We start from the raw sequence: 19105 nt of genomic DNA on the forward strand, positions 1-19105 counted from the left end.
TAAATTAGGTTAAAAATAATAGAAAAACAAATATGAAACAGAGTGAATTTGACGTAATAGTTGTAGGTTCTGGCATTACAGGTGGTTGGGCCGCAAAAGAGTTTTGTGAGAAAGGCTTCAACACCTTAGTGATTGAACGCGGTCGGAATGTTGAACATCGAGGCCCTGAATATACAGATATGCTGGCGCCGTGGCAGATTGAAAACCGCGATCTTATCCCTGAAAGCTTTTCTGAAGAAGGTCGTTATCCTCATATCTTGGGTAAAGGGTATTTGAGAAACTCGACTAAACAATTTTTTACCGACGAAAAAGAACATCCTATTTCGTACCCAGAGGACAAGCCATTTATGTGGGTACGAGGTTATCAATTGGGAGGACGCTCGTTAACTTGGGGCCGACAAGTTTTACGGTGGAGTAAAAAAGATTTTGAATCAAACGCTAAAGATGGTCATGGTGTACCTTGGCCAATAGGCTATGACGACTTGGCTCCGTGGTACGATTATGTTGAATCATTTATCGGTGTATCTGCCAACAAAGATGGTTTAGACGCTGTTCCTGATGGTGTGTTTCAAAAGCCATGGGAGATGAGTGCGCCAGAAAAACATATTGCGAGTAATCTAGCTAAGCATTATGACGACCGCCGTTTAATAGTGGGTCGTGCAGCTAACTTAACAGAACCAACCCAAGAGCAATTAGAGTTGGGTCGAGGGCCATGTCAGGCACGTTCTTATTGTAAAAAAGGCTGTAGCTTTGGTGGTTATTTTAGTTCTTTATCTGCCACTTTACCTGCGGCAAAACGCACTGGAAAATTAACTTTAGTAACCGACTCTATAGTCGCAACTGTAGACTACGATGAGCAATCGGGTAAAGCTTCGGGTGTGACTGTGATTGATGCACACACCAAAGAAAAACGCAGTTACAAAGCGCGAGTCGTATTTTTATGCGCCTCAGCTTTGGGGTCAATTCAAATATTATTAAATTCGAAATCAAAAAGCTTTCCAAACGGTATTGCTAACTCAAGTGGTACTGTTGGTCGCTACATTATGGACCATTACACTGGGGTGATAGCTGATGGTGAAGTGCCAGGGTTTGAAGATAAATATAATTATGGGCGCAGACCAATCGCGACTTACATTCCGAACTATCGACATGAGCAACACCCAGGGACCGACTTTATTCGTGGTTATGGTTATCAAGCAACGGCAACTCAGCGTAAAAACACAGGTACAACTGCAAAACGAGTAGGTATTGGTGCTGAAGTAAAAGCACAAGCAAGACAACCTGCACCTTGGCGTTTCTTGGCGTTAATGTATGGTGAAATGTTGCCTTATTACGATAATGTTGCGAGTTTACACCCTACAAAAACTGACCAGTGGGGTATTCCACTATTGCATATTGATGCGACCATTAAAGAAAATGAACGCAAGCAAATTAGGCAAGCGACTAAAGATATTAAAGAAATGCTCGAAATTGGTGGTTGCACCGACATAAACCTTCGTGTAGTTCCTGAAACAGAGCACATCAAAATAGGTGATAGAATTCACGAAATGGGTGGCGCGTGCATGGGAGATGACCCGAATACTTCGGTACTCAACAAATGGGCGCAAGCACACGATGTGCAGAATCTATTCGTCACTGATGGGGCATGTATGTCTTCTTGCGCAACACAAAACCCATCGCTTACCTATATGGCGATTACGGCCCGGTCGGCTAATTACGCGGCTAAATTATTAGAATCTGGCGAACTATAAGAGGTAACAACATGAAAGATTTAAAAATTACCCGACGCGTATTTTTAGGTGGTTTGGGTGCATCTGCAATTGTTGTTACCGCGCCCGTGCTGGCGAGTGTGGTCAATGCCGATACGGGCATTCAACAGGTGACAAAAGCAGGTCAATTTTTTACCGCTAACGAGTTAACTGTGCTGGTGGATGTTGCCGAGATTATGATCCCTCGTACTGATACCCCAGGCGCAACTGACGTCCATGTAATGCCTGTGCTCGATGCAATGATGCTCACATGGGCGGGCGATAGTACTAAATCACAGTTCAAAGCCTTGGTTCAGCAAATTGAGCAGCTAGCAAAAAATTCTTTTGAGCAAGAATATATTCAATTAGACCAAGCGAGTCGTAATCTATTGATTTCAGAATTGGACAAAAGAGCATTTGCCAATACCAAAACTGACTTGTCTGAAAATTACCGTGAGTTTAAAGAATTGGTATTCCACATTTACTACACCTCAGAAGAAGCCAACCCTGACTACAAAGTGATACCTGGTGGGTATAGAGGCGATATTACCAAGTTGGAGCTAATTGAAATAAACAAGCGAGGGTATTTATAACAATATCACCAGCGATATATTTAAATACATCGCTGGTGCATGAAACATCGGGTAATTGCTTGAGCAATGATGTTTAGGCAGGTAGTGACTTCGCTATTTTAGTTGAGCCAATACCGGATCATTTGTTTGTTGCATCTTGCTATAAAGTTGTTGTTCAAGCTTTTTAACGATTGCTTGATATTTGGGGTGGTCCTTTTGGCTAATTAAGTTAGTTGTTTCATCCGGGTCATTAACGAGGTCGTAAAACTCATCTCGACCTTGGTTTTTAAAATCTTTAACTAGCTTATATTTGCCGTCACTATACATACGCATTTGCGTTACACTTTGATGCAACGTTGAATAAGCAGCGTAATAGTCAGTTGATAATATTAAGTTTTCATCTAGCAATGCAGGGGTAAAGTCTTTACCTCGAATAATGTTATCTTTACTTATTTTACCTTTAGCAATGCTAACTAGGGTTGGAAACCAGTCAAGGTTAGGCATGGTTGAGAGGTTTACCGAGCCTGCTTTAATTTTATTTGGCCAACGTACAATGGTTGGTACTTTTAAGCTTGGGTCGTACATATTTGGTCTTTGCCCTGTCGGGATATTGTCTGTACCTTTAGATTTTTTGTTTAATAACCAAAAACCATTGCCTTTGTGCCACATACCATTAAAACCTATGTTGTAGCCGTGATCAGATGTGAAAATTACTAGGGTATTGTCAGCTAAACCTAACGTATCTAAAGTTTCCATTAATCGACCTATGTTGCGGTCAATACCTTTGACGCTAGAAAGGTATTCGCGCATTAACTTAGTACCGCGCTCGGTATTTAAGTTTGGGTAGTCCGGGTGCGGCAGTTTAATATCCATATCTTTAAATGGTGCTTCGTCTTCTGGCGCGACAGGTAAAAACCTGTAGTGGGGCGCACGGTAGTGCAGCGACAAGGCAAATTTTCCTGCTTTATTATTTCTTATAAAGTCAATTGCATAGTCGGTGAGTATGTCTGTAGTTAAACCTTCAAGTTGAGTTTCTACACCCTTTACTTCAAGTTGAGGATTAACTGGTGATGCGCCACCTTCTCGAAAGCCGATAAATTCGTGGTAGCCATGTTTAGTCGGGTGAAAAGGCTCTTTTTCCCCTATGTGCCATTTGCCAATTAAACCTGTGTAGTAACCAGCTTGTTGTAGTACTTCGGTCCAAGTTTCGTATTTTGTATCTAAACCTAAATCAAATTGATGACCCGTTAAGGTTTTAGCCTTTGGATTGTTATTTATCCAATCATCAATACCTAGCTCATATCCATATTGAGAGGTTAATAAACTAGCGCGTGATGGGCTACAAACTGGTGTTGTTGCATAAGCATTTGGCAAGTACATGCCTTGCTCGGTAAGTTTATCTAAATTTGGGGTAATTGCTTGGGTATTACCTGCACGGCCGAGCGCCCATGGTGCTTGATCGTCTGTATAAATAAATAAAATATTTGGTGTGTCGTTTGTTGCTGCTTGGCTGTCCGAGTCTGAATCGGTAAAAGTTGAACTGCAGCCGCTTAATAATACTAATGTGGCTGATAGTGCAAAAGCTAGTTGCTTCATGTTTTTGTGCCCTTCAATCAAATTTTGGAGAATTTAGCTCTTTAATCGAATATTACTACTTTTACGCAATTTTGTATAATTTATTGATTAAATGTGATTGTTTGTGACTTTGTTTGGGTGTTATTATTAGCAAAAAGTCCAAATAGAGTAAGTAAACATGTTTAGTGAGTTGTCGAATAACATCAAAAAACAATTGAAAAATTTGTCTAAAGCCTGCGTGTTAGTTGGGTTAACTATGCAAAGCCCTTTAGCCAATGCACAACAAGCAGAGGTGTTAGATACACAAGCAATCGACTTTGCTTGGTCTGGTCACCGAATTAAACCTTATTTGTTAACTCGTGGTGAACACCAGTTTGTCGCCTATTTTGATGCGAATCGACAAATGACAGTTGCTTACCGTGAACTGAAAGGCAAATGGCGTTATTACAAAGTAGATAGTTGGTTGGGGTGGGATAGCCACAACTATGTCACCATGGAACTCGATTCTGTTGGCAATTTGCATGTCATGGGCAATATGCATGCTGATCCATTAGAGTATTTCCGTACCTCTGAGCCATACAATATCCGTTCGTTAAAACGCGTTAACACCATGGTCAATGCAAATGTTGAGCAACGAGTGACATATCCTATTTTTATGCTCAATAAAGCGGGCGAGCTATTGGTTAAATACCGAAGTGGCAGCAGCGGCAATGGTGACGAAATTTACAACATTTATGACACCAAAACAGAAACTTGGAAAAAATTACACAGTAATCAATTTTTAGACGGCCAAGGTTTAATGAGTGGTTATTTTGAAGGCCCAACGTTAGGCCCAGATGGATATTTTCATTTAATTTGGGTATGGCGTAATTCACCCAATGCGGCGACTAATCATTCATTGTCGTATGCCAAAAGTGCGGATTTAGTTAATTGGCAAGACTCAAACGGCAAAAGCATTAGCTTGCCAGTTACTTTAAATAAAGCTGAAGTGGTCGACCCAGTTGAGCCGTTTGGCGGCATGATCAACGGTAACGTTAAACTCGGTTTTGATAGCCAAAAACGCCCAGTGATCTCTTACCACAAGTACGATGCCAAAGGTAATACACAAATGTTTGTTGCACGCAAACTAGGTAAAAAATGGCAACATGTACAAATTAGTAATTGGACAGATTTTCGTTGGGACTTTGGTGGCCATGGTTCGCTGGGGCGTTTTCCAATTCGCCCACAAGCGCCTGTGGCATTAAATGATAACGAACTCGGTGTAACGGTTAGAAAAAACGAGCAAATTTTACAGTTTGTTTTGGCACAAGACACGCTTAAAACCAAACAGGTTGTGCCGTCAAATCTGTATCCACCTATTATCAAAAAGGCTTCAGAGCATGCTAATCAGTCGTTGTTGACTGATCCGCGTTTTAATTTTGAGCTACAAGTATTTGAAGGCAAGGGCGATTTAAGCCCGGCGGGTGGTCAGTATTATTTGTCTTGGTATAACCAACCAGGCAACAGGGACAATGCCCATTCAGTTATTAGCCCTGCAAGCGTTTTACTATTGCACGAAATTAAAGATTAATTAATCAAACCCTGAAATAAATTAAGGGATTAACCTAAAACTAAAAGGACTTAAAATGCCTAAACTTAAACCACTACTACTTATTGCTGGCTTATGCACCGCTTTTGGTGCACAAGCTAGTATGTTTGATGCTCAAACCGCTGCAGCTGAGAAAGACTATAAAACGGCCGCAATACACTTTAAAAGATCGGCTGATTTAGGGTTAGCAAAAGCTCAATCATCTATCAGCCAGCTATATTTACATGGTGCAGGGATTAAAAAAGACCCGATTAAAAGTTTTGTGTATATGGCTATGGCATACGACCAAACAAAATCCGACGAGCTACGTGGAAATATGGCAGGGATCTACCGCTCGTTAGCTAAAAATCAACAAGAAATAGCACTGACTCAATATGAAAAATTTTCGGCACGCTATAGCCAGCAAGCTTTAACCAAACGTATTTACCCAGTGTTAAAAGCGCGACCAATTGTTTGGAAAGCGGGCAAGAAGCTTAAGCAAGCTGACAATCGAGGGGTTCAAATATCGATCTTTTCGGTTAATCGCATGCCATTGATGACAACTATCTACCAATACGATATCGCTGAAGATGGATCGGTTAGGGATATATCAGTTGCGCATGACTTTTTCGCCAATACTAGTATGAAAAAAAACGCGACCATGGCGATGTATTACGCAAAATATAGCGTCAGAAAACGCAAGAATGGTCAACCAGTTTATGTCGAGAATTATCGTACTCGTTGGGTACAAAAAGAATTGACCCGAGAGTATATAAAAGATGAATTACCCAATTTTGATCGGCTGATTAACCAGCTTGAAAAGCTGGCAAAAGCTGACAACGCAGGTGCAATGTACGAGCTTGCAATGTACTACATAGCGTATCCTGCACTACAAGTTAAACTCGCTAAAGCGCTCGACTATTTGCAGCGAGCTGCTGAGCTGCAGCACCCTGAAGCTGCAGCTGAATACGCATATCATTTATTTAGAGGGTATGGACGTGCCAGAAACCCAAAAGCCGGCTTTAAGTATTTGTTGCAAGGTGGTATTGCAGGTAGTGCGAATGCACAATACCGCCTCGGGCGGGAATTGCTCAGTGGCAACATTGTCGAACGAGACATCACTAAAGCGATGTTTTGGTTAGAACAAGCCGTGGAAGCTGAACATGCTGCTGCGAAGTACTGGTTGGCTCGCACTTTAATTGATCACACCAAGCTGGATGAGCAATCCAGTAAACGCGTAGCGCAATTGTTAGATGACGTTGCCGAAAGCGAAAATGTTAATCCCACCTGGTATTACTATCGTGCAAAACATCAAAATTTAATCGGCAAACAAAAGCGCGCTCAATCTTTGTTTACTGAGGCGAAAGATTTAGCAAAAGAATATGGCTGGAATGTGGGTGATTGGGTGTTACAAGGGTGATTGTTCTTCAGCTTTTGTTGTTCTAAATCAAAGTGTACAAATTATTTGCAGATTTGTAGTGCTAAATTTCAAATGATTTAATATGATTTTATTTGGTTGATATTGATTTTTTTTGTTTTTAGGATAAATAAATGAGCGACAAACAGATAAACGAAGGATTTAAGTATTTACACCCGAAAGATCAGATAATTTTGATTATGGAGCGCGTATACGAATATGAAATGACCACAACTTCGGGTGGCAATATTTCCATCAAAGACGACAATGGCGATATTTGGGTTACACCGGGTGGGGTAGATAAAGGGAGTCTCGTACGAGATGATATTGTTTGTGTAAAAGCAGACGGCACTATTGTTGGTAGACATAAACCTTCGTCTGAGTATCCATTTCATTTAGCAATCTACAATGTACGCGATGATATTAAAGCTGTACTGCATGCACACCCACCTGCTCTTGTGTCGTTTTCAGCTGCAGGCATAGTACCAAACAACAGTTTATTAGCTGGGGTAAAAGGCATTTGTGGTGATGTTGACTTTGTCCCTTATGCATTACCAGGTAGTGAACAATTGGGTGCAAACATTGCCGAATCGTTCGCTAAGGGCTTTAATTCTGTTTTATTAGAAAATCACGGCACGGTTACAGGAGCAGATAACTTGTTTACCGCGTTCAAGCAATTTGAAACTTTAGATTACACGGCCCGTATTCAGATAAAAGCTGCGCCATTGGGCACAGCATTGCCATTATCTGATGCTGATCAAGCGTTAGATGCAGCTAAAGTAACTCAGGTTGAACATTTCACCCCAGAAAAAACCAATAGCTGTGAAAAAGAATTGCGCTACGAAATGTGTCGGTTTATTCAACGCAGCTATGAACAAAAGCTGATTACCGCCACTGAGGGTACTTTTGCGCAGCGCTTATCTGATAATGAATTTTTATTAACGCCACATGGTTTAGACCGCAAATATATGTCGCCAGAGGACATTGTATTGGTGCGTGATGGCATGTGTGAAAATGGTAAAATACCGAGTTATTCTTTAAAAATGCATCAAGCCATTTTTAAAGCAAACCCTACAATTAACTCGTGCATTATCGCTCATCCGCCACATTTAATGGCGTTTAACATTACCAATAAAACACTCGACTCTAAAATTATTCCAGAGGCCTACATTTTAATGCGAGATATTCAAACTGTATCGTTTGCATCTTCCATTAATAATGTCGCTGAAGTCGCCGAAGTATTAGGCGAAGCTAGCCCTATTTGCATGCTGCAAAACAACGGCATTATCGTAACGGGTAGCAATATGTTGCAAGCATACGACAGGTTAGAGGTGTCTGAATTTACTGCCAAGGCTGTGTTAGATGCTTATCAGCTAGGACATGTAAATATTATGGGCGAAGCTGAAATTAATGAGTTGAAAGAAGCATTTAACTTGTCTGATTAGTGGTTTAGTTTTTTGCTATGGAAGCCACAAACAAAATGGAAATTTGGTTCGTGGCTTCGTGAATTCCTTCAGCGCCTTACCCATTTTTTCTTGCTTTCAGGGGAACGACAGATTTTATTCGCTTTTGCTAGCTCGTTGACTGCCCTAGTAAAAGCCGACTTAGACAACCCAAGCTTAGCTTGAAGTTCTTGGTTTAAAGCTTGTGGTGAGTGTAATTGAGCATATATTTGCTCGGATGGTGACACTGTCTTAGCAGCTATTGGTACAACGGTGTTGTTTTTTGTTTTGATGATATCGCATGTTCCGCCAAGCAAATTACACTGAAATTTAAATGCGGCAATTAAATTGAGATCATTACTGTATAACTTAAGCTTAACCGAAGCTAGTTTCTTTCTATCTAGTGTAGCCAATATACGAGACAAATATGCAATGATGTAGAAATCAGCTTGGTTAGCGCCACTCGGATAATCGCTTAAACAATGATACAAATTTTGCTCGCAAAACTGAGCAATCGAGTCTGATTTAGTAAACACAAAAACCTTATCAATGATCGTAGCTTCAATTTTTGATAATTCTTTTAGTCCGATATTTTCAGCATCAACAAAAATCATGTTCATAATTTAATCCTTTAAATGTGCTCAATAGCTATGGCTTGTTAATAGTAACTTACACCATACTTTATTTGAACAAAGTCATTTGGAAATGTGACTGCTTTGGCCTCTACCAATTTCACTGGATTATCAAGGTTACCAAACAAGGGGATACCTTCACCCAAAATAATTGGCGCTTTGGTGATTGTCATTTCATTGATCAGTTTAAGTTGAAGGAAAGAGGTAATAGTTGCACCGCCATCAATATATGCGTGTTTGAAACCTTGCTGTTCAAGCTGCTCGATTAGGCTAGCTATTTCTCCAGTAAAAATCTCAACCCTGTGTTGTAAATTAGCTGGTGGAGCCGTCAGTGTTTTGCTTAACACATAAATTTTAATGTTTCCATACGGCCACTGTTCAGGCGATAAGTTAAAAGAAGAAATAGCCTCCATGCATTTTCTTCCCATTATCATGCAGTCTACAGAGCTGATAAAGTTATTAAACCCCATATCTGAATTGTTAGACATATCGGCTTTTGAATCACCAGCCTTATGAAGCCAACTTACATCACCATTAAGGGTTGCGATGTAACCATCCGCGCTTGTTGCAATATAGACTGAACATTTCATATGCTTATTGTTTTCCTTATGTTTGCAAATATTTTTGAGTGTCCACACAACAGACGCTATGTTTTGATTTTTTTAGTTTATTAATGACTTTTTGGTAACTTGAAACTAATTCTTCAGTTTGTCTTGACGCTATAAACTGAGGCAAGTAGGCCATATTATCTATGGGGTTAGTAGCTCCCTTTAGATATTGCGTTAACTTTATACTCAAAAGCATGACCCTAGTCATTACTACCATTCAATGCTTTTGAAGATAACTTTATTCGTATGGGTAATAAATCTAATTTTGGAATTTTTTATATCAATATGCCATTTGGTTGTACTCGGAAAGGTATGTACTTGTTTAAGTTCTTTACCTTGTTTGGTTGCAAACCACATGGTGTTAATGTCTGAATTTTCTGGCTGTGTAATAATTAGTAGCTTATTTTTTATTTCTCGTGAAAGCTTGGAAGAATTGTTTAGTACACGGCCACCACCGCTATAAAAACCAATACCATTTGAGTTTAAACCTGTTTCAAATGTAAAAGCTTGAATGTTCCAAACTTGCTCTGGCTTAAATAAGAATGACTGAGTCTCGGACTCTGGATCAAAAATTAAGATATTGGAAATACGTATTTTAGACCGACTCGAAAAAACACCACCTGATTCAGTTTTTTCTATTACAGGGTAATAAAATAAACCTGTTATTGGATCATAGCCTTCCTTAACACTTTGGTAGTAACCGCCAGCCAGGACATTAAAAGATAGTAATAAAGCTAAAAATATAGATTTTTTCATTGAAACTCCATTTGCCATATGAGGTGTTTGTTTTTGATGCAATAAGCGCCGCAGTATACGATTTTACACGCCTAAGTGTTTAGCTTTTATTAGACAGGGGAAGTTTGGAAAGTTTCAAATAAGTGCGAGGATAAGATTAGAGGCCTTGCGGCCTCTACCTAGTGCGTCTACAAATAAGCGTTATAAACAAGCGCTTTTTGTGGTTTGCTCGACACTGCGGCAAATTGTTGAGAAGTGCTCAGGGTCAAGGCTTGCACCACCTACCAATAAACCATCTATATCGGCTTGTTCAAGCAATAGGTGTGCATTGTTTTTATTGGCGCTGCCGCCATACATAATGCGAATAGTGTTGGCCGTTTCAGGACCATACATGTCTGTTAATTGTTTGCGTATAAATGCATGAACCTCTTGTGCTATTTCTGGTGTTGCAGCTTTACCTGTGCCTATTGCCCATACTGGTTCGTATGCAATACACAAGTTTTTGTTGGTTAAATCCATATCTTCAAGCGCTTCACGTAATTGATTAGACAACACTTGTTCGGTTAAACCTTGCTCGTATTCCTGTTGGCTTTCACCAATGCAATACACAGGTGTTAAATTTGCTTCTAGTGCGCGCGCTATTTTCATTTGGCAGCTAATATTGTTTTCGCCAAAAATCTCGCGGCGCTCCGAGTGGCCAATAATGCAATAGCGACAGCCAGCTTCCTTTAACATACGAGCTGATGTTTCACCGGTAAACGCGCCAGAGTCGTGTTTACTGATGTTTTGTCCACCTACTTTAATTGGCGAGTTGCGTAAAAAGTTAAGCATATCGCGAATATAAAGGTATGGAGGGCATACTACTACTTCTGCCAAATAAGCGTGCTGAACAAAAGATGACACTGATTTACATAATAAATCTATATCACCATTCAGCTTCCAGTTAGCCATAATAATTGGTCGGCGTTGATCAATCATATTTTCTTGTGCTTTCATGTGTTTGGTCTTATGTGTCAATTTATAAAATTTTTTGTTGCTTTATTGTACACCTAAATGTTCATGTTTGATTGTAATTGTGTGAATGTGAGGTATTTTGTCTGTTTATGGGGTTTTTGAAAAATTGTCCAATTTGAGGGGTAGCAATTTTGCTAAAGGAAAGATCAAGTTTGCGTTTGTGTAACGAATTTCGATTAACTAAATTTGTGTTACACAAAAGCACTAGGTTAAAAATACCAATGCGCTGGTTTAACTCCTGTAAATTCTGTGCCTAGCTGGTAAATTTGCTTATCGAGCAAACAGCCTAAAATTATTTTATTTAAGCCAGCCCCAGCAAACGCTAGTGATGAAATATTTTTAAGCTCAGCTGGATTATTGTCTAAATGTGGTCTGCCCATGGTTAAATTTTGAAAAGCAGCTTCAGCTTTATTAACGTGCTGATCATCGCTTATTTCTAACATTAATTCCTGTTCACCGTTTTCTGATACTTTTATAACGCGATTGCTAACTATGCTGGTAACCCAAAAGTTACCTTGGGTATCACGCGTTAAACCATCAGGGAAGGTGCCTTCAGCAAATTTGCACACAACAGTCTGATTACACAAATCACCATTTGGCGCGATATCAAATTTTAGTAATTCGCGGCTAAAAGTCGCATTAGCGTATAACTCTGTGCCTTCGGGGTTAACCCAACATTCGTTGGTATAACCTAAACCGTCGGCAACAATTCGGGCACCATGTTGGTCAATTAAAATAATAAAACCATCATTACAGGTTGGTTTATAGGCTGCAGCGCGCGGTTGGGTGCGGGTGCTTACCGTAATCCAAATACGGTTTTGCTGATCTAAATAAACAAAATTGCTGGGTGGCAGTGCTTCGCCGTCTATTTCTAATAAAAATGCCTCTATGCTGTTGTCGCGTTTTAAGCGAAAAATGCCGCCTTTGTCCGCACCCAAATGGGCAATTAAAAAACTGCCATCTTTTAACATGGCAAAACCATTGGTTTGTAATAGGCCAAAACCTGGGTATTCACCACCATAAAAAACTTGGCTGCCGTCTGGGTTTATTTGCGTGATGCCGCCTCTAAAATCGGATACGTATATTTCGCCTTTGGCATTGGTTAATACACATTCAGGGCGGGTGAGTTGTTGGCCAATTTTTTTAATAGGACTATTAAATTTGTTTATTGTGCTCATTTTTCGAATTCTTTTTTGGCTTTACATTCCAGCACCGCTAGAGGAATATTTTCGCAAAAACGTAGCAAGTACGTCCTTGTATACTTCGCTTTTTCATCCATGAAAAAGAAATTTTGCTCTAAATATTCCCCTATCGGTACTTCAATCTACATTTAAACAAAGTTGTTCAGTGATACTAGGCTCGGTACTTATAGAGCTTACCAGGATGTACTCGCAGCGTTTTTGCGAAAGTGATGAGTCCACAAGCCCTGCACCCCAAGCATCAATCGATACCTTAACTTAAAGTTACCACGCGTTTATGCTCGTTCGAGTGATAAACCGCATCGACTATTTTAATATTGGTTAAATACTCGGCTGCGGTATTTTCAAGTGGTGTCTGCTGAAAATAATGTTTCACTATGTGCTCTATGGTTAAAAACACACAGTCACCACCAAATGCTTGGTCTTGCCATGGGTAAACTATTTGCTGCTCTTCAATTTGGTTAAATGCTCTGTGCCAAATACGCGCTTCACCATCCAAACGCAAACACCCTTGAGTGCCTTCAATCCACATTTCACCCATAGTGCGTCGGTGATTTGTCGCCGCGTGATCTAAACAGCGATTACCGTCAAATAAGGCACTGATGTTATTCGCCATATCAAAATGAATTACCCCGCTGTCTTCCCCCTGTATAACTGGGTTACATTTACGCAAACGCGCACTTACTTGAGTAATTTCACCAAACAAAAATCTAAACACATCAATAATATGTATCGCGGTTTCGTGTACTAAAAACTTCGGCATTTGTTGAAAATAAGGTTGGCGTGCAAGGTAGGCATCATCACCTTGACCATCACCAGGGCGTAGCTTAAAACTAACGTTGAGCACATCACCCACAAGGTTTTTCGACAATAATTCAGCTAATTTTCGATACCAAGGCATAAATCTAAAGTTTTCATGAATAATAATGCTTTTGTCTTTTTGTTTGGCATATTCAACCAAGCTTTCAGCTTGCGCGAGCGACTCACAAAATGGCTTTTGGCAAATTACGTTGGCACCTAAATCGATTGCTTGGCGCACATTGGTGTCATGCGTGACAGGTGGGGTGATTACATCTATCAAATCAGGTTGTAAATGTGCGATATCGGTTATGCTTGATGCAACATTTGCAATGCCATATTCATCTGCAACACGTTTAGCATTGTCGATATTACGGTTCACTACAGCAACAACGTCTATTGGAAAAACTTTGCTTAGACGCTGCCATGCTTGATAGTGAAATTGAGCAAAATAGCCAGTGCCAACACAAGCAACTTTTAGTCTATTCATAAATTAAGCTTCCTCTTTATTTGGTTGGCTTTTACAAGCGCTACAGCATTTGCGCAGCAAAGATTTAAACCAAGGCATTTGCTGAAAAATAACCACTAACATAATTAAAATTAAGATGAGTGAAACAGGGCGCGACAACATAGGCAATAAATCACCTTCGGTTGTTAATAATGCGCGGCGCAGGTTTTCATCCGCCATTGGCCCCAAAATAAGGCCAATTATCATTGGCGATATAGGGTATTTCAGTTCAATCATCCAATAAGCAATAATGCCAATGGGTACCATTAAAAATAAATTAAATACATTTAATCCCAGCGCATAACTGCCAAGCACACACAAAATAGCAACAAACGGCATAAATAAGGGCGCTGGCACTTTTAAAAGTTTAACCACTTGTTTGGCCAGCAACATGCCATTACAAAACATAGCGATGGATGCCAACACTAAAATTGCGGTTATTTCTAATAAAAAATCTGGTTTTTCGACTGGTAAAGTCGGGCCAGGATTAATGCCGTGCAGCATTAACGCACCGAGTAACATAGCTGCTGGTGCACTGCCTGGAATGCCTAAAGTGAGTAGCGGAATAAGCGCGCCACCTATACACGCATTGTTAGCCGTTTCAGAAGCGATTAAGCCAGATTTATCACCTTTACCAAATTTAGATTTGTCTTTGGCTGCACCTTTAGCTGCGCCATAAGACACCCAGCCTGCAATATCCTCACCGATACCAGGTACGGCACCAATGCCAACTCCAATGCTGGCAGAGCGTGCGATGTTTTTACCGTTTTTACGAATTTCAGAAAGCTCAGGCACAACCGAATCAAATTCTTTTGCTTGGGCGAGTTTTTTGCGCTCGGCTAACACTTTGATTATTTGTGGAATACCAAATGCACCAATTAATACCGGCACTATGTCTAAACCACTATCGAGTTGTGGCATATCAAAAGTAAAGCGAGGGAAAAACTGCAAAGTATCGCGGCCAATGCAGGCTAAAAACAACCCAAAAAAGCCTGCAATCCAACCTTTAAGTGCATCCCCTTCGCTGGTGAGTGTGCCACTAATTAAAATGCCAAACAGCGCCAATAAAAAGAACTCAAATGAAGTAAATTGCAAAGCGACACTGGCAATTAGTGGGGCCATTAGTACTAAAATTAATAAGCCAAATAAAGTGCCAATGGTCGATGCTGTGGTAGTTAAGCCTAAAGCTTTGCCACCTTCACCTTTGCTGGCAAGTGGATAACCTTCCATTGCTGTTGCCGCGGCCGCGGCAGTGCCTGGAATATTAATTAAAATGCTTGGGTAGGAGCCACCATAAATAGCGCCAACGTATAATCCCAATAAAGCCAGCAGCGCTGAGTTAACATCTAACCCATAGGTTAGTGTGGTTAATAAGGCGACCCCTAAAGTTGCGGTTAACCCAGGCATCGCACCAAAAATAATACCTAAAAAGCTCGCCCCAAAAACAATTAATAAATTAACCGGATCGGTTGCTAAACCCCATAACACAGTAAAAAAGTGCTGAAATTGTTCAATCATCTTAAAACCCCAACACTTGATAATAAAAATAGTCGGTTAACAGTAAAACACTGCTTTCGCTGGGCATTGGTACCAACAATAAATACTTAAAAATAAGCACAACTATGATTGGCAACAACACGCAGGCAAATAACAAGATGCGTATTTGTTTATGCAATTGATTGGCTGTTAGATAACGTTCAGTTTTATACAAAACAAAACCGAGTGCGGGAAAGCTAATTAAGTCGCCCATATATAAACGATTGCTGTCTGACTCAAATGCAACAAATAAATTGAGTAAAAACAGCAACGCCGCAACAAAACAGAATACCAGTAACACTTGTTCATTGAGCTTTTTCGCATCAGCTAAATAAAAGCGGCAAGTTATTGTGAGTTGAAACAAAATAGTTGCTATTACAAAGTCACTGTTGGGGATCAGCCCATAAACATAACCGGCTAACATCAGTACCAATAAAAATTTATCGATAGACTGTTGCGAGAATTTGCGGCTTGGTGCTGATGCTAGGCTGAATAAACTCTGCTGTTGGCTTTTTGCTGTTTTGTATAACTTAAGTAATTGAATACTCGCCAGCAATAAAATGCAGCTACCAACTACTAAAGGGAATAACGCAGGTGAAACGTACCAAACGTTTTCTAACCCACCTTGGCTAGCCGTTAATGGGTAAGTTAAGCTTTCAGCCAACATAGCCAAAGCAAAAATTACCAAAGCAAGGCTAGTAAAGGCTTCGCGACGATAATTAATCGAATCTGTCTTTGAAATTTGCATATATCATCCTTGTGCATTTATTTGGTTAATGCCAAATTTAGCAGGCGAGTGTTTAGCTGCGCCTAACTCTTCAAGTGTCCAACCAAATAACGATTCTAACTTGCTAAACACTTCTGAGGCTTGTGCACCTGACTTGCCAGACAATACAAAGTAATTATCATCCGCCCACTGTTTTACTTTGTCACTTTGCATTGCTTGGTTAAATGCTTGAGTGAGTTTGATTTTTATGCTGTCGGGTGTGTCAGCATTGACGGCAAAACCAATTACTTGAGTAATTGGCAAATGTTGTTTTAATGCAGGGTAAACATCTAAAGCTGTTGGAATATCTCCGATGTCGTCAGCACTGAAAGCTTCATTGGTTAACATAGCCAGCGGTCTGAGTTGACCACTTTTAATTAACTGTTGTTGCTCAGCCATTGAGGTGATAACAATATCTACTTCTTCAGTTACCACTGCTGTTTGTGACGGTGCCGAGCCTGGGTAGGGTACAAACTTAAACTCAGCTTGGGTGCCTTTAGCAAAAGCCAATAAATTTAAATGATGCAGAGAGCCTGAACCAGCAGCAGCTGCTTTAACTTTATTTGGATTAGCAAGTGCGTATTCAACTAATTGTTCAACGCTGGTAAAAGGTGAATTTGCGCTCACGGAAATGAGATCTGGCGAGCCACCAATAATAAATGGATACCAAGTATCCATACGCTCTGCCCAACCGCCCATAACAGCTGCAGTGACACACGACTCACTTAAACCCACTAGCGTGTAACCATCGCTGCGTCTTTGATTTACATAACTTAAACCTAAAGAGCCTGCGACGCCACCAGGTTTATTGGTTACGTTAATGTCTGCACCTAACGCTTTGGCCAGCTCTGCTGAAATTATGCGGTTGGCAACATCTGTACCGCCGCCAGCAGACCAAACGACCACATTAGTTAATGGCCGACGCGGATAACTATCAGCATCGGTCGAAATTGTTTTTACGCCGACTAAAATGCTGATGATTACCCCACATATCAGCATTAAAGTTATCGCGTTTGTATATTTTTTGCTTGAGTTGTTCACTTTGCTATTTCCCTTTTGTGTATTTTTAAGTTGGGATGTTTAACCTGAGTTCAGGTTACTTTTTTTGGCGGGGTTTACCCCGCCAAATTTGTTAGCAAGTAATACTGTTATTTTGTAATTGTTTTAATTTGGCAAACACAGTGTCATAAATTGCTTGTGTGCCTGACGTGCCACCAAACTCAAATGGTAAAATTTCACCACTTTCGTAGGCAGCTTCTACTGCTTTGGTAATGTCTTGTGCGGCTTTTACTGCGCCTTGATTGTCAAACTTGTCGCCTAGCCAATCAAGCATCATTGCCGCAGATAAAAACATAGCGGAAGGATTCGCTTTACCTTGCCCCATAATATCTGGTGCACTGCCATGGCAAGGTTGGAATACCGCATGGTCATCACCAATATCTGCCGAAGGTGCCATGCCCATGCCACCCATTAAACCTGCGCCTAAGTCAGATAAAATGTCACCGAACATGTTCTCAGTTACCATTACATCAAACATCCAAGGTTGGCGAACCAATTGTAATGCGGCTGCATCTACATAAATGTGGTTGGCTTCAACGTCTGTATAGTTTTGAGCTACTTGATCAAATATTTGACGGAAGAAAAAGAACGAACCTAAAACGTTAGCTTTATCAACACAAGTCACTGCGCCTGAATAACCCAATTGTTTGCGGCGTTGACCCATTTTAAACGCGAAGTTAAACAATCGTTCGCTACCTTTACGTGTGATAACTTGGGTATCTTTTGCAACATCGTCACCTTCTTTTTCAAAGCGATTACGTGACGCAAATAAACCTTCGGTCGACTCGCGAATTAATACAAAATCTAACTCATGTCCACGTTTATCCGCCAGTGGTAAAGGCAAACCTTTTAGCGTTTTTACAGGGCGAACACCTGCGTATAAATCTAAGGTTTCACGCAGCTCTAACTGTGGGGCAATTTCACGACCATCAGGATAACGAATAGACGGCATACCCATACAAGCTAATAATATGGCATCCGACGCTTTGGCTGTCGCCATAGAATCTTCAGGCAGGGCAACACCGTGCTCTTGGTAGTAAGCTGCGCCAGCTTCTAAATTAGTAAAATTACATTCTACGTCATATTTTTCGCACGCCGCTTTCACTAATTCTAGGGTGATTGGCGTTACTTCAACACCAATTCCGTCACCCGGAAATACCGCAATATCGAAAGTCGATTTAGTCATAATGAGCCTCAAAAATAGTTATAGCTGCACAAACCTATAGGTCTCCAGCAGGTTTAATAAGGTGTGTTTACCTTTAATTCGGTGGTTTCTATGTATTTCAGCGGCAAGGTTGGCATTGCCTGCTTTTATTGCGTTGACTAGGTCAATGTGATCTTGAGTTGACCCAGTTGGTTTCGGCCGCAAGTGCAAAGTGAAGTAGCGCACTCTGTGCGCTTGACCCCAAAATTGCAGCACAACCTGTTTTAATCTTTGATTGCCAGTTAAATTAACTAAAGCTAAATGAAAAGCTTCGTCGGCTTCTGCCCATGCTTCTAATTGGTCATTTTCTAATGCTTGTTCCATCGCTTCAGTTGGTGCAGCGAGAGATTTATAGTCTTCTTCGGTAAGCTGTTTTTCTGCGAGTATGCGTGCGGCTTCAGATTCTAGCGCAGTTAAAATGTCGTAAATTTCGGCCATATCTTCTACCGAAATAGGTTTAACTCTAATGCCATGCCTAGGTTTAATTTCAATCAAACCTTCTTTTTCTAACCGAACGCAAGCCTCGCGTACTGGGGTACGGCTGATGCCAAAACGCTCAACCAGTGCTTTTTCTAAAACCTGCTCACCTGCTTTGAACTGGTTATTTAAAATTTCTTCGCGAATGGCTCGGTAAGCAATTTCAGCTAAAGGTAAATTTTCTGAAGTTGTGTCTTTTTGCATTTTTTGTTTTATCGTGTACGTTAATGTATACATTAATTTTTAGC

Annotated in this window: 17 protein-coding genes; 5 read left to right on the forward strand and 12 right to left on the reverse strand. The window is 40.5% G+C overall.

The features are described from left to right. Positions 1 to 32: 32 nt before the first annotated feature. Together DS2_RS15540 and DS2_RS15545 are read left to right on the forward strand one after the other, a co-directional pair. Positions 33 to 1751: a GMC oxidoreductase gene (locus DS2_RS15540; RefSeq protein WP_035015763.1), complete on the forward strand. Its 1719-nt coding sequence runs from the start codon at positions 33 to 35 to the stop codon at positions 1749 to 1751. Between the two features lie 11 nt (positions 1752 to 1762). Beyond that, positions 1763 to 2341: a gluconate 2-dehydrogenase subunit 3 family protein gene (locus DS2_RS15545; protein ID WP_035015765.1), complete on the forward strand. Its 579-nt coding sequence runs from the start codon at positions 1763 to 1765 to the stop codon at positions 2339 to 2341. Between the two features lie 93 nt (positions 2342 to 2434). Here DS2_RS15545 and DS2_RS15550 read toward each other — a convergent pair whose 3' ends face one another. Continuing rightward, positions 2435 to 3916: a sulfatase gene (locus DS2_RS15550; protein ID WP_035015766.1), complete on the reverse strand. Its 1482-nt coding sequence runs from the start codon at positions 3914 to 3916 to the stop codon at positions 2435 to 2437. A gap of 157 nt (positions 3917 to 4073) precedes the next feature. On the opposite strand from DS2_RS15550, the gene DS2_RS15555 reads away from it, so the two are divergent. The 3 genes from DS2_RS15555 (at position 4074) to DS2_RS15565 (ending at position 8324) form a co-directional block, all read left to right on the forward strand. Beyond that, entirely contained in the window at positions 4074 to 5465 is a 1392-nt protein-coding gene (locus DS2_RS15555; RefSeq protein ID WP_051479934.1) for a BNR repeat-containing protein, read from the forward strand. A 55-nt stretch (positions 5466 to 5520) separates the two neighbouring features. Then, positions 5521 to 6882 (forward strand): tetratricopeptide repeat protein, encoded by a 1362-nt coding sequence (locus tag DS2_RS15560; RefSeq protein ID WP_035015767.1) that lies wholly within the window; start codon positions 5521 to 5523, stop codon positions 6880 to 6882. A 131-nt stretch (positions 6883 to 7013) separates the two neighbouring features. Continuing rightward, entirely contained in the window at positions 7014 to 8324 is a 1311-nt protein-coding gene (locus tag DS2_RS15565) for a class II aldolase/adducin family protein (protein ID WP_035015768.1), read from the forward strand. A gap of 68 nt (positions 8325 to 8392) precedes the next feature. Here DS2_RS15565 and DS2_RS15570 read toward each other — a convergent pair whose 3' ends face one another. From DS2_RS15570 to DS2_RS15625, 11 genes are all read right to left on the reverse strand, one after another. Continuing rightward, complete coding sequence (locus DS2_RS15570; protein WP_035015769.1) at positions 8393 to 8941, reverse strand: hypothetical protein; 549 nt, start codon at positions 8939 to 8941, stop codon at positions 8393 to 8395. Positions 8942 to 8979: 38 nt separating this feature from the next. Next, positions 8980 to 9543: a dihydrofolate reductase family protein gene (locus DS2_RS15575; RefSeq protein WP_035015770.1), complete on the reverse strand. Its 564-nt coding sequence runs from the start codon at positions 9541 to 9543 to the stop codon at positions 8980 to 8982. 228 nt (positions 9544 to 9771) lie between these two features. Beyond that, positions 9772 to 10317: a hypothetical protein gene (locus DS2_RS15585; RefSeq protein WP_035015773.1), complete on the reverse strand. Its 546-nt coding sequence runs from the start codon at positions 10315 to 10317 to the stop codon at positions 9772 to 9774. 180 nt (positions 10318 to 10497) lie between these two features. Beyond that, on the reverse strand, positions 10498 to 11292 hold the full coding sequence (gene tpiA / locus DS2_RS15590) for a triose-phosphate isomerase (protein WP_035015774.1): 795 nt from the start codon (positions 11290 to 11292) through the stop codon (positions 10498 to 10500). 227 nt (positions 11293 to 11519) lie between these two features. Further along, positions 11520 to 12488 (reverse strand): SMP-30/gluconolactonase/LRE family protein, encoded by a 969-nt coding sequence (locus DS2_RS15595; protein WP_035015775.1) that lies wholly within the window; start codon positions 12486 to 12488, stop codon positions 11520 to 11522. 274 nt (positions 12489 to 12762) lie between these two features. Beyond that, positions 12763 to 13797, reverse strand: coding sequence for a Gfo/Idh/MocA family protein (locus DS2_RS15600; RefSeq protein ID WP_035015776.1), 1035 nt, complete (start codon positions 13795 to 13797; stop codon positions 12763 to 12765). A 3-nt stretch (positions 13798 to 13800) separates the two neighbouring features. Next, positions 13801 to 15333 (reverse strand): tripartite tricarboxylate transporter permease, encoded by a 1533-nt coding sequence (locus DS2_RS15605; RefSeq protein ID WP_035015777.1) that lies wholly within the window; start codon positions 15331 to 15333, stop codon positions 13801 to 13803. 1 nt (position 15334) lies between these two features. Next, positions 15335 to 16099, reverse strand: coding sequence for a hypothetical protein (locus DS2_RS15610; RefSeq protein WP_035015778.1), 765 nt, complete (start codon positions 16097 to 16099; stop codon positions 15335 to 15337). Positions 16100 to 16102: 3 nt separating this feature from the next. Beyond that, positions 16103 to 17158 (reverse strand): tripartite tricarboxylate transporter substrate binding protein, encoded by a 1056-nt coding sequence (locus DS2_RS15615; protein ID WP_035015779.1) that lies wholly within the window; start codon positions 17156 to 17158, stop codon positions 16103 to 16105. 91 nt (positions 17159 to 17249) lie between these two features. Next, positions 17250 to 18362, reverse strand: coding sequence for an isocitrate/isopropylmalate dehydrogenase family protein (locus DS2_RS15620; RefSeq protein WP_051479935.1), 1113 nt, complete (start codon positions 18360 to 18362; stop codon positions 17250 to 17252). Positions 18363 to 18380: 18 nt separating this feature from the next. Next, positions 18381 to 19094 carry a GntR family transcriptional regulator gene (locus tag DS2_RS15625; RefSeq protein ID WP_235188630.1) on the reverse strand — a complete coding sequence of 238 codons (714 nt, stop codon included), beginning with the start codon at positions 19092 to 19094 and terminating at the stop codon, positions 18381 to 18383. Positions 19095 to 19105 lie beyond the last annotated feature (11 nt).

This window comes from Catenovulum agarivorans DS-2 (assembly GCF_000568405.1).
In the GTDB taxonomy this organism is placed as follows: domain Bacteria; phylum Pseudomonadota; class Gammaproteobacteria; order Enterobacterales; family Alteromonadaceae; genus Catenovulum; species Catenovulum agarivorans_A.

What these genes read in the sequence shown, in the direction of transcription:
- DS2_RS15540 (WP_035015763.1), top strand. Translation starts at nt 33, where the DNA reads ATGAAACAGAGTGAATTTGACGTAATAGTTGTAGGTTCTGGCATTACA.
- DS2_RS15545 (WP_035015765.1), top strand. Translation starts at nt 1,763, where the DNA reads ATGAAAGATTTAAAAATTACCCGACGCGTATTTTTAGGTGGTTTGGGT.
- DS2_RS15550 (WP_035015766.1), bottom strand. Translation starts at nt 3,916, where the DNA reads ATGAAGCAACTAGCTTTTGCACTATCAGCCACATTAGTATTATTAAGC.
- DS2_RS15555 (WP_051479934.1), top strand. Translation starts at nt 4,074, where the DNA reads ATGTTTAGTGAGTTGTCGAATAACATCAAAAAACAATTGAAAAATTTG.
- DS2_RS15560 (WP_035015767.1), top strand. Translation starts at nt 5,521, where the DNA reads ATGCCTAAACTTAAACCACTACTACTTATTGCTGGCTTATGCACCGCT.
- DS2_RS15565 (WP_035015768.1), top strand. Translation starts at nt 7,014, where the DNA reads ATGAGCGACAAACAGATAAACGAAGGATTTAAGTATTTACACCCGAAA.
- DS2_RS15570 (WP_035015769.1), bottom strand. Translation starts at nt 8,941, where the DNA reads ATGAACATGATTTTTGTTGATGCTGAAAATATCGGACTAAAAGAATTA.
- DS2_RS15575 (WP_035015770.1), bottom strand. Translation starts at nt 9,543, where the DNA reads ATGAAATGTTCAGTCTATATTGCAACAAGCGCGGATGGTTACATCGCA.
- DS2_RS15585 (WP_035015773.1), bottom strand. Translation starts at nt 10,317, where the DNA reads ATGAAAAAATCTATATTTTTAGCTTTATTACTATCTTTTAATGTCCTG.
- tpiA (WP_035015774.1), bottom strand. Translation starts at nt 11,292, where the DNA reads ATGAAAGCACAAGAAAATATGATTGATCAACGCCGACCAATTATTATG.
- DS2_RS15595 (WP_035015775.1), bottom strand. Translation starts at nt 12,488, where the DNA reads ATGAGCACAATAAACAAATTTAATAGTCCTATTAAAAAAATTGGCCAA.
- DS2_RS15600 (WP_035015776.1), bottom strand. Translation starts at nt 13,797, where the DNA reads ATGAATAGACTAAAAGTTGCTTGTGTTGGCACTGGCTATTTTGCTCAA.
- DS2_RS15605 (WP_035015777.1), bottom strand. Translation starts at nt 15,333, where the DNA reads ATGATTGAACAATTTCAGCACTTTTTTACTGTGTTATGGGGTTTAGCA.
- DS2_RS15610 (WP_035015778.1), bottom strand. Translation starts at nt 16,099, where the DNA reads ATGCAAATTTCAAAGACAGATTCGATTAATTATCGTCGCGAAGCCTTT.
- DS2_RS15620 (WP_051479935.1), bottom strand. Translation starts at nt 18,362, where the DNA reads ATGACTAAATCGACTTTCGATATTGCGGTATTTCCGGGTGACGGAATT.
- DS2_RS15625 (WP_235188630.1), bottom strand. Translation starts at nt 19,094, where the DNA reads ATGTATACATTAACGTACACGATAAAACAAAAAATGCAAAAAGACACA.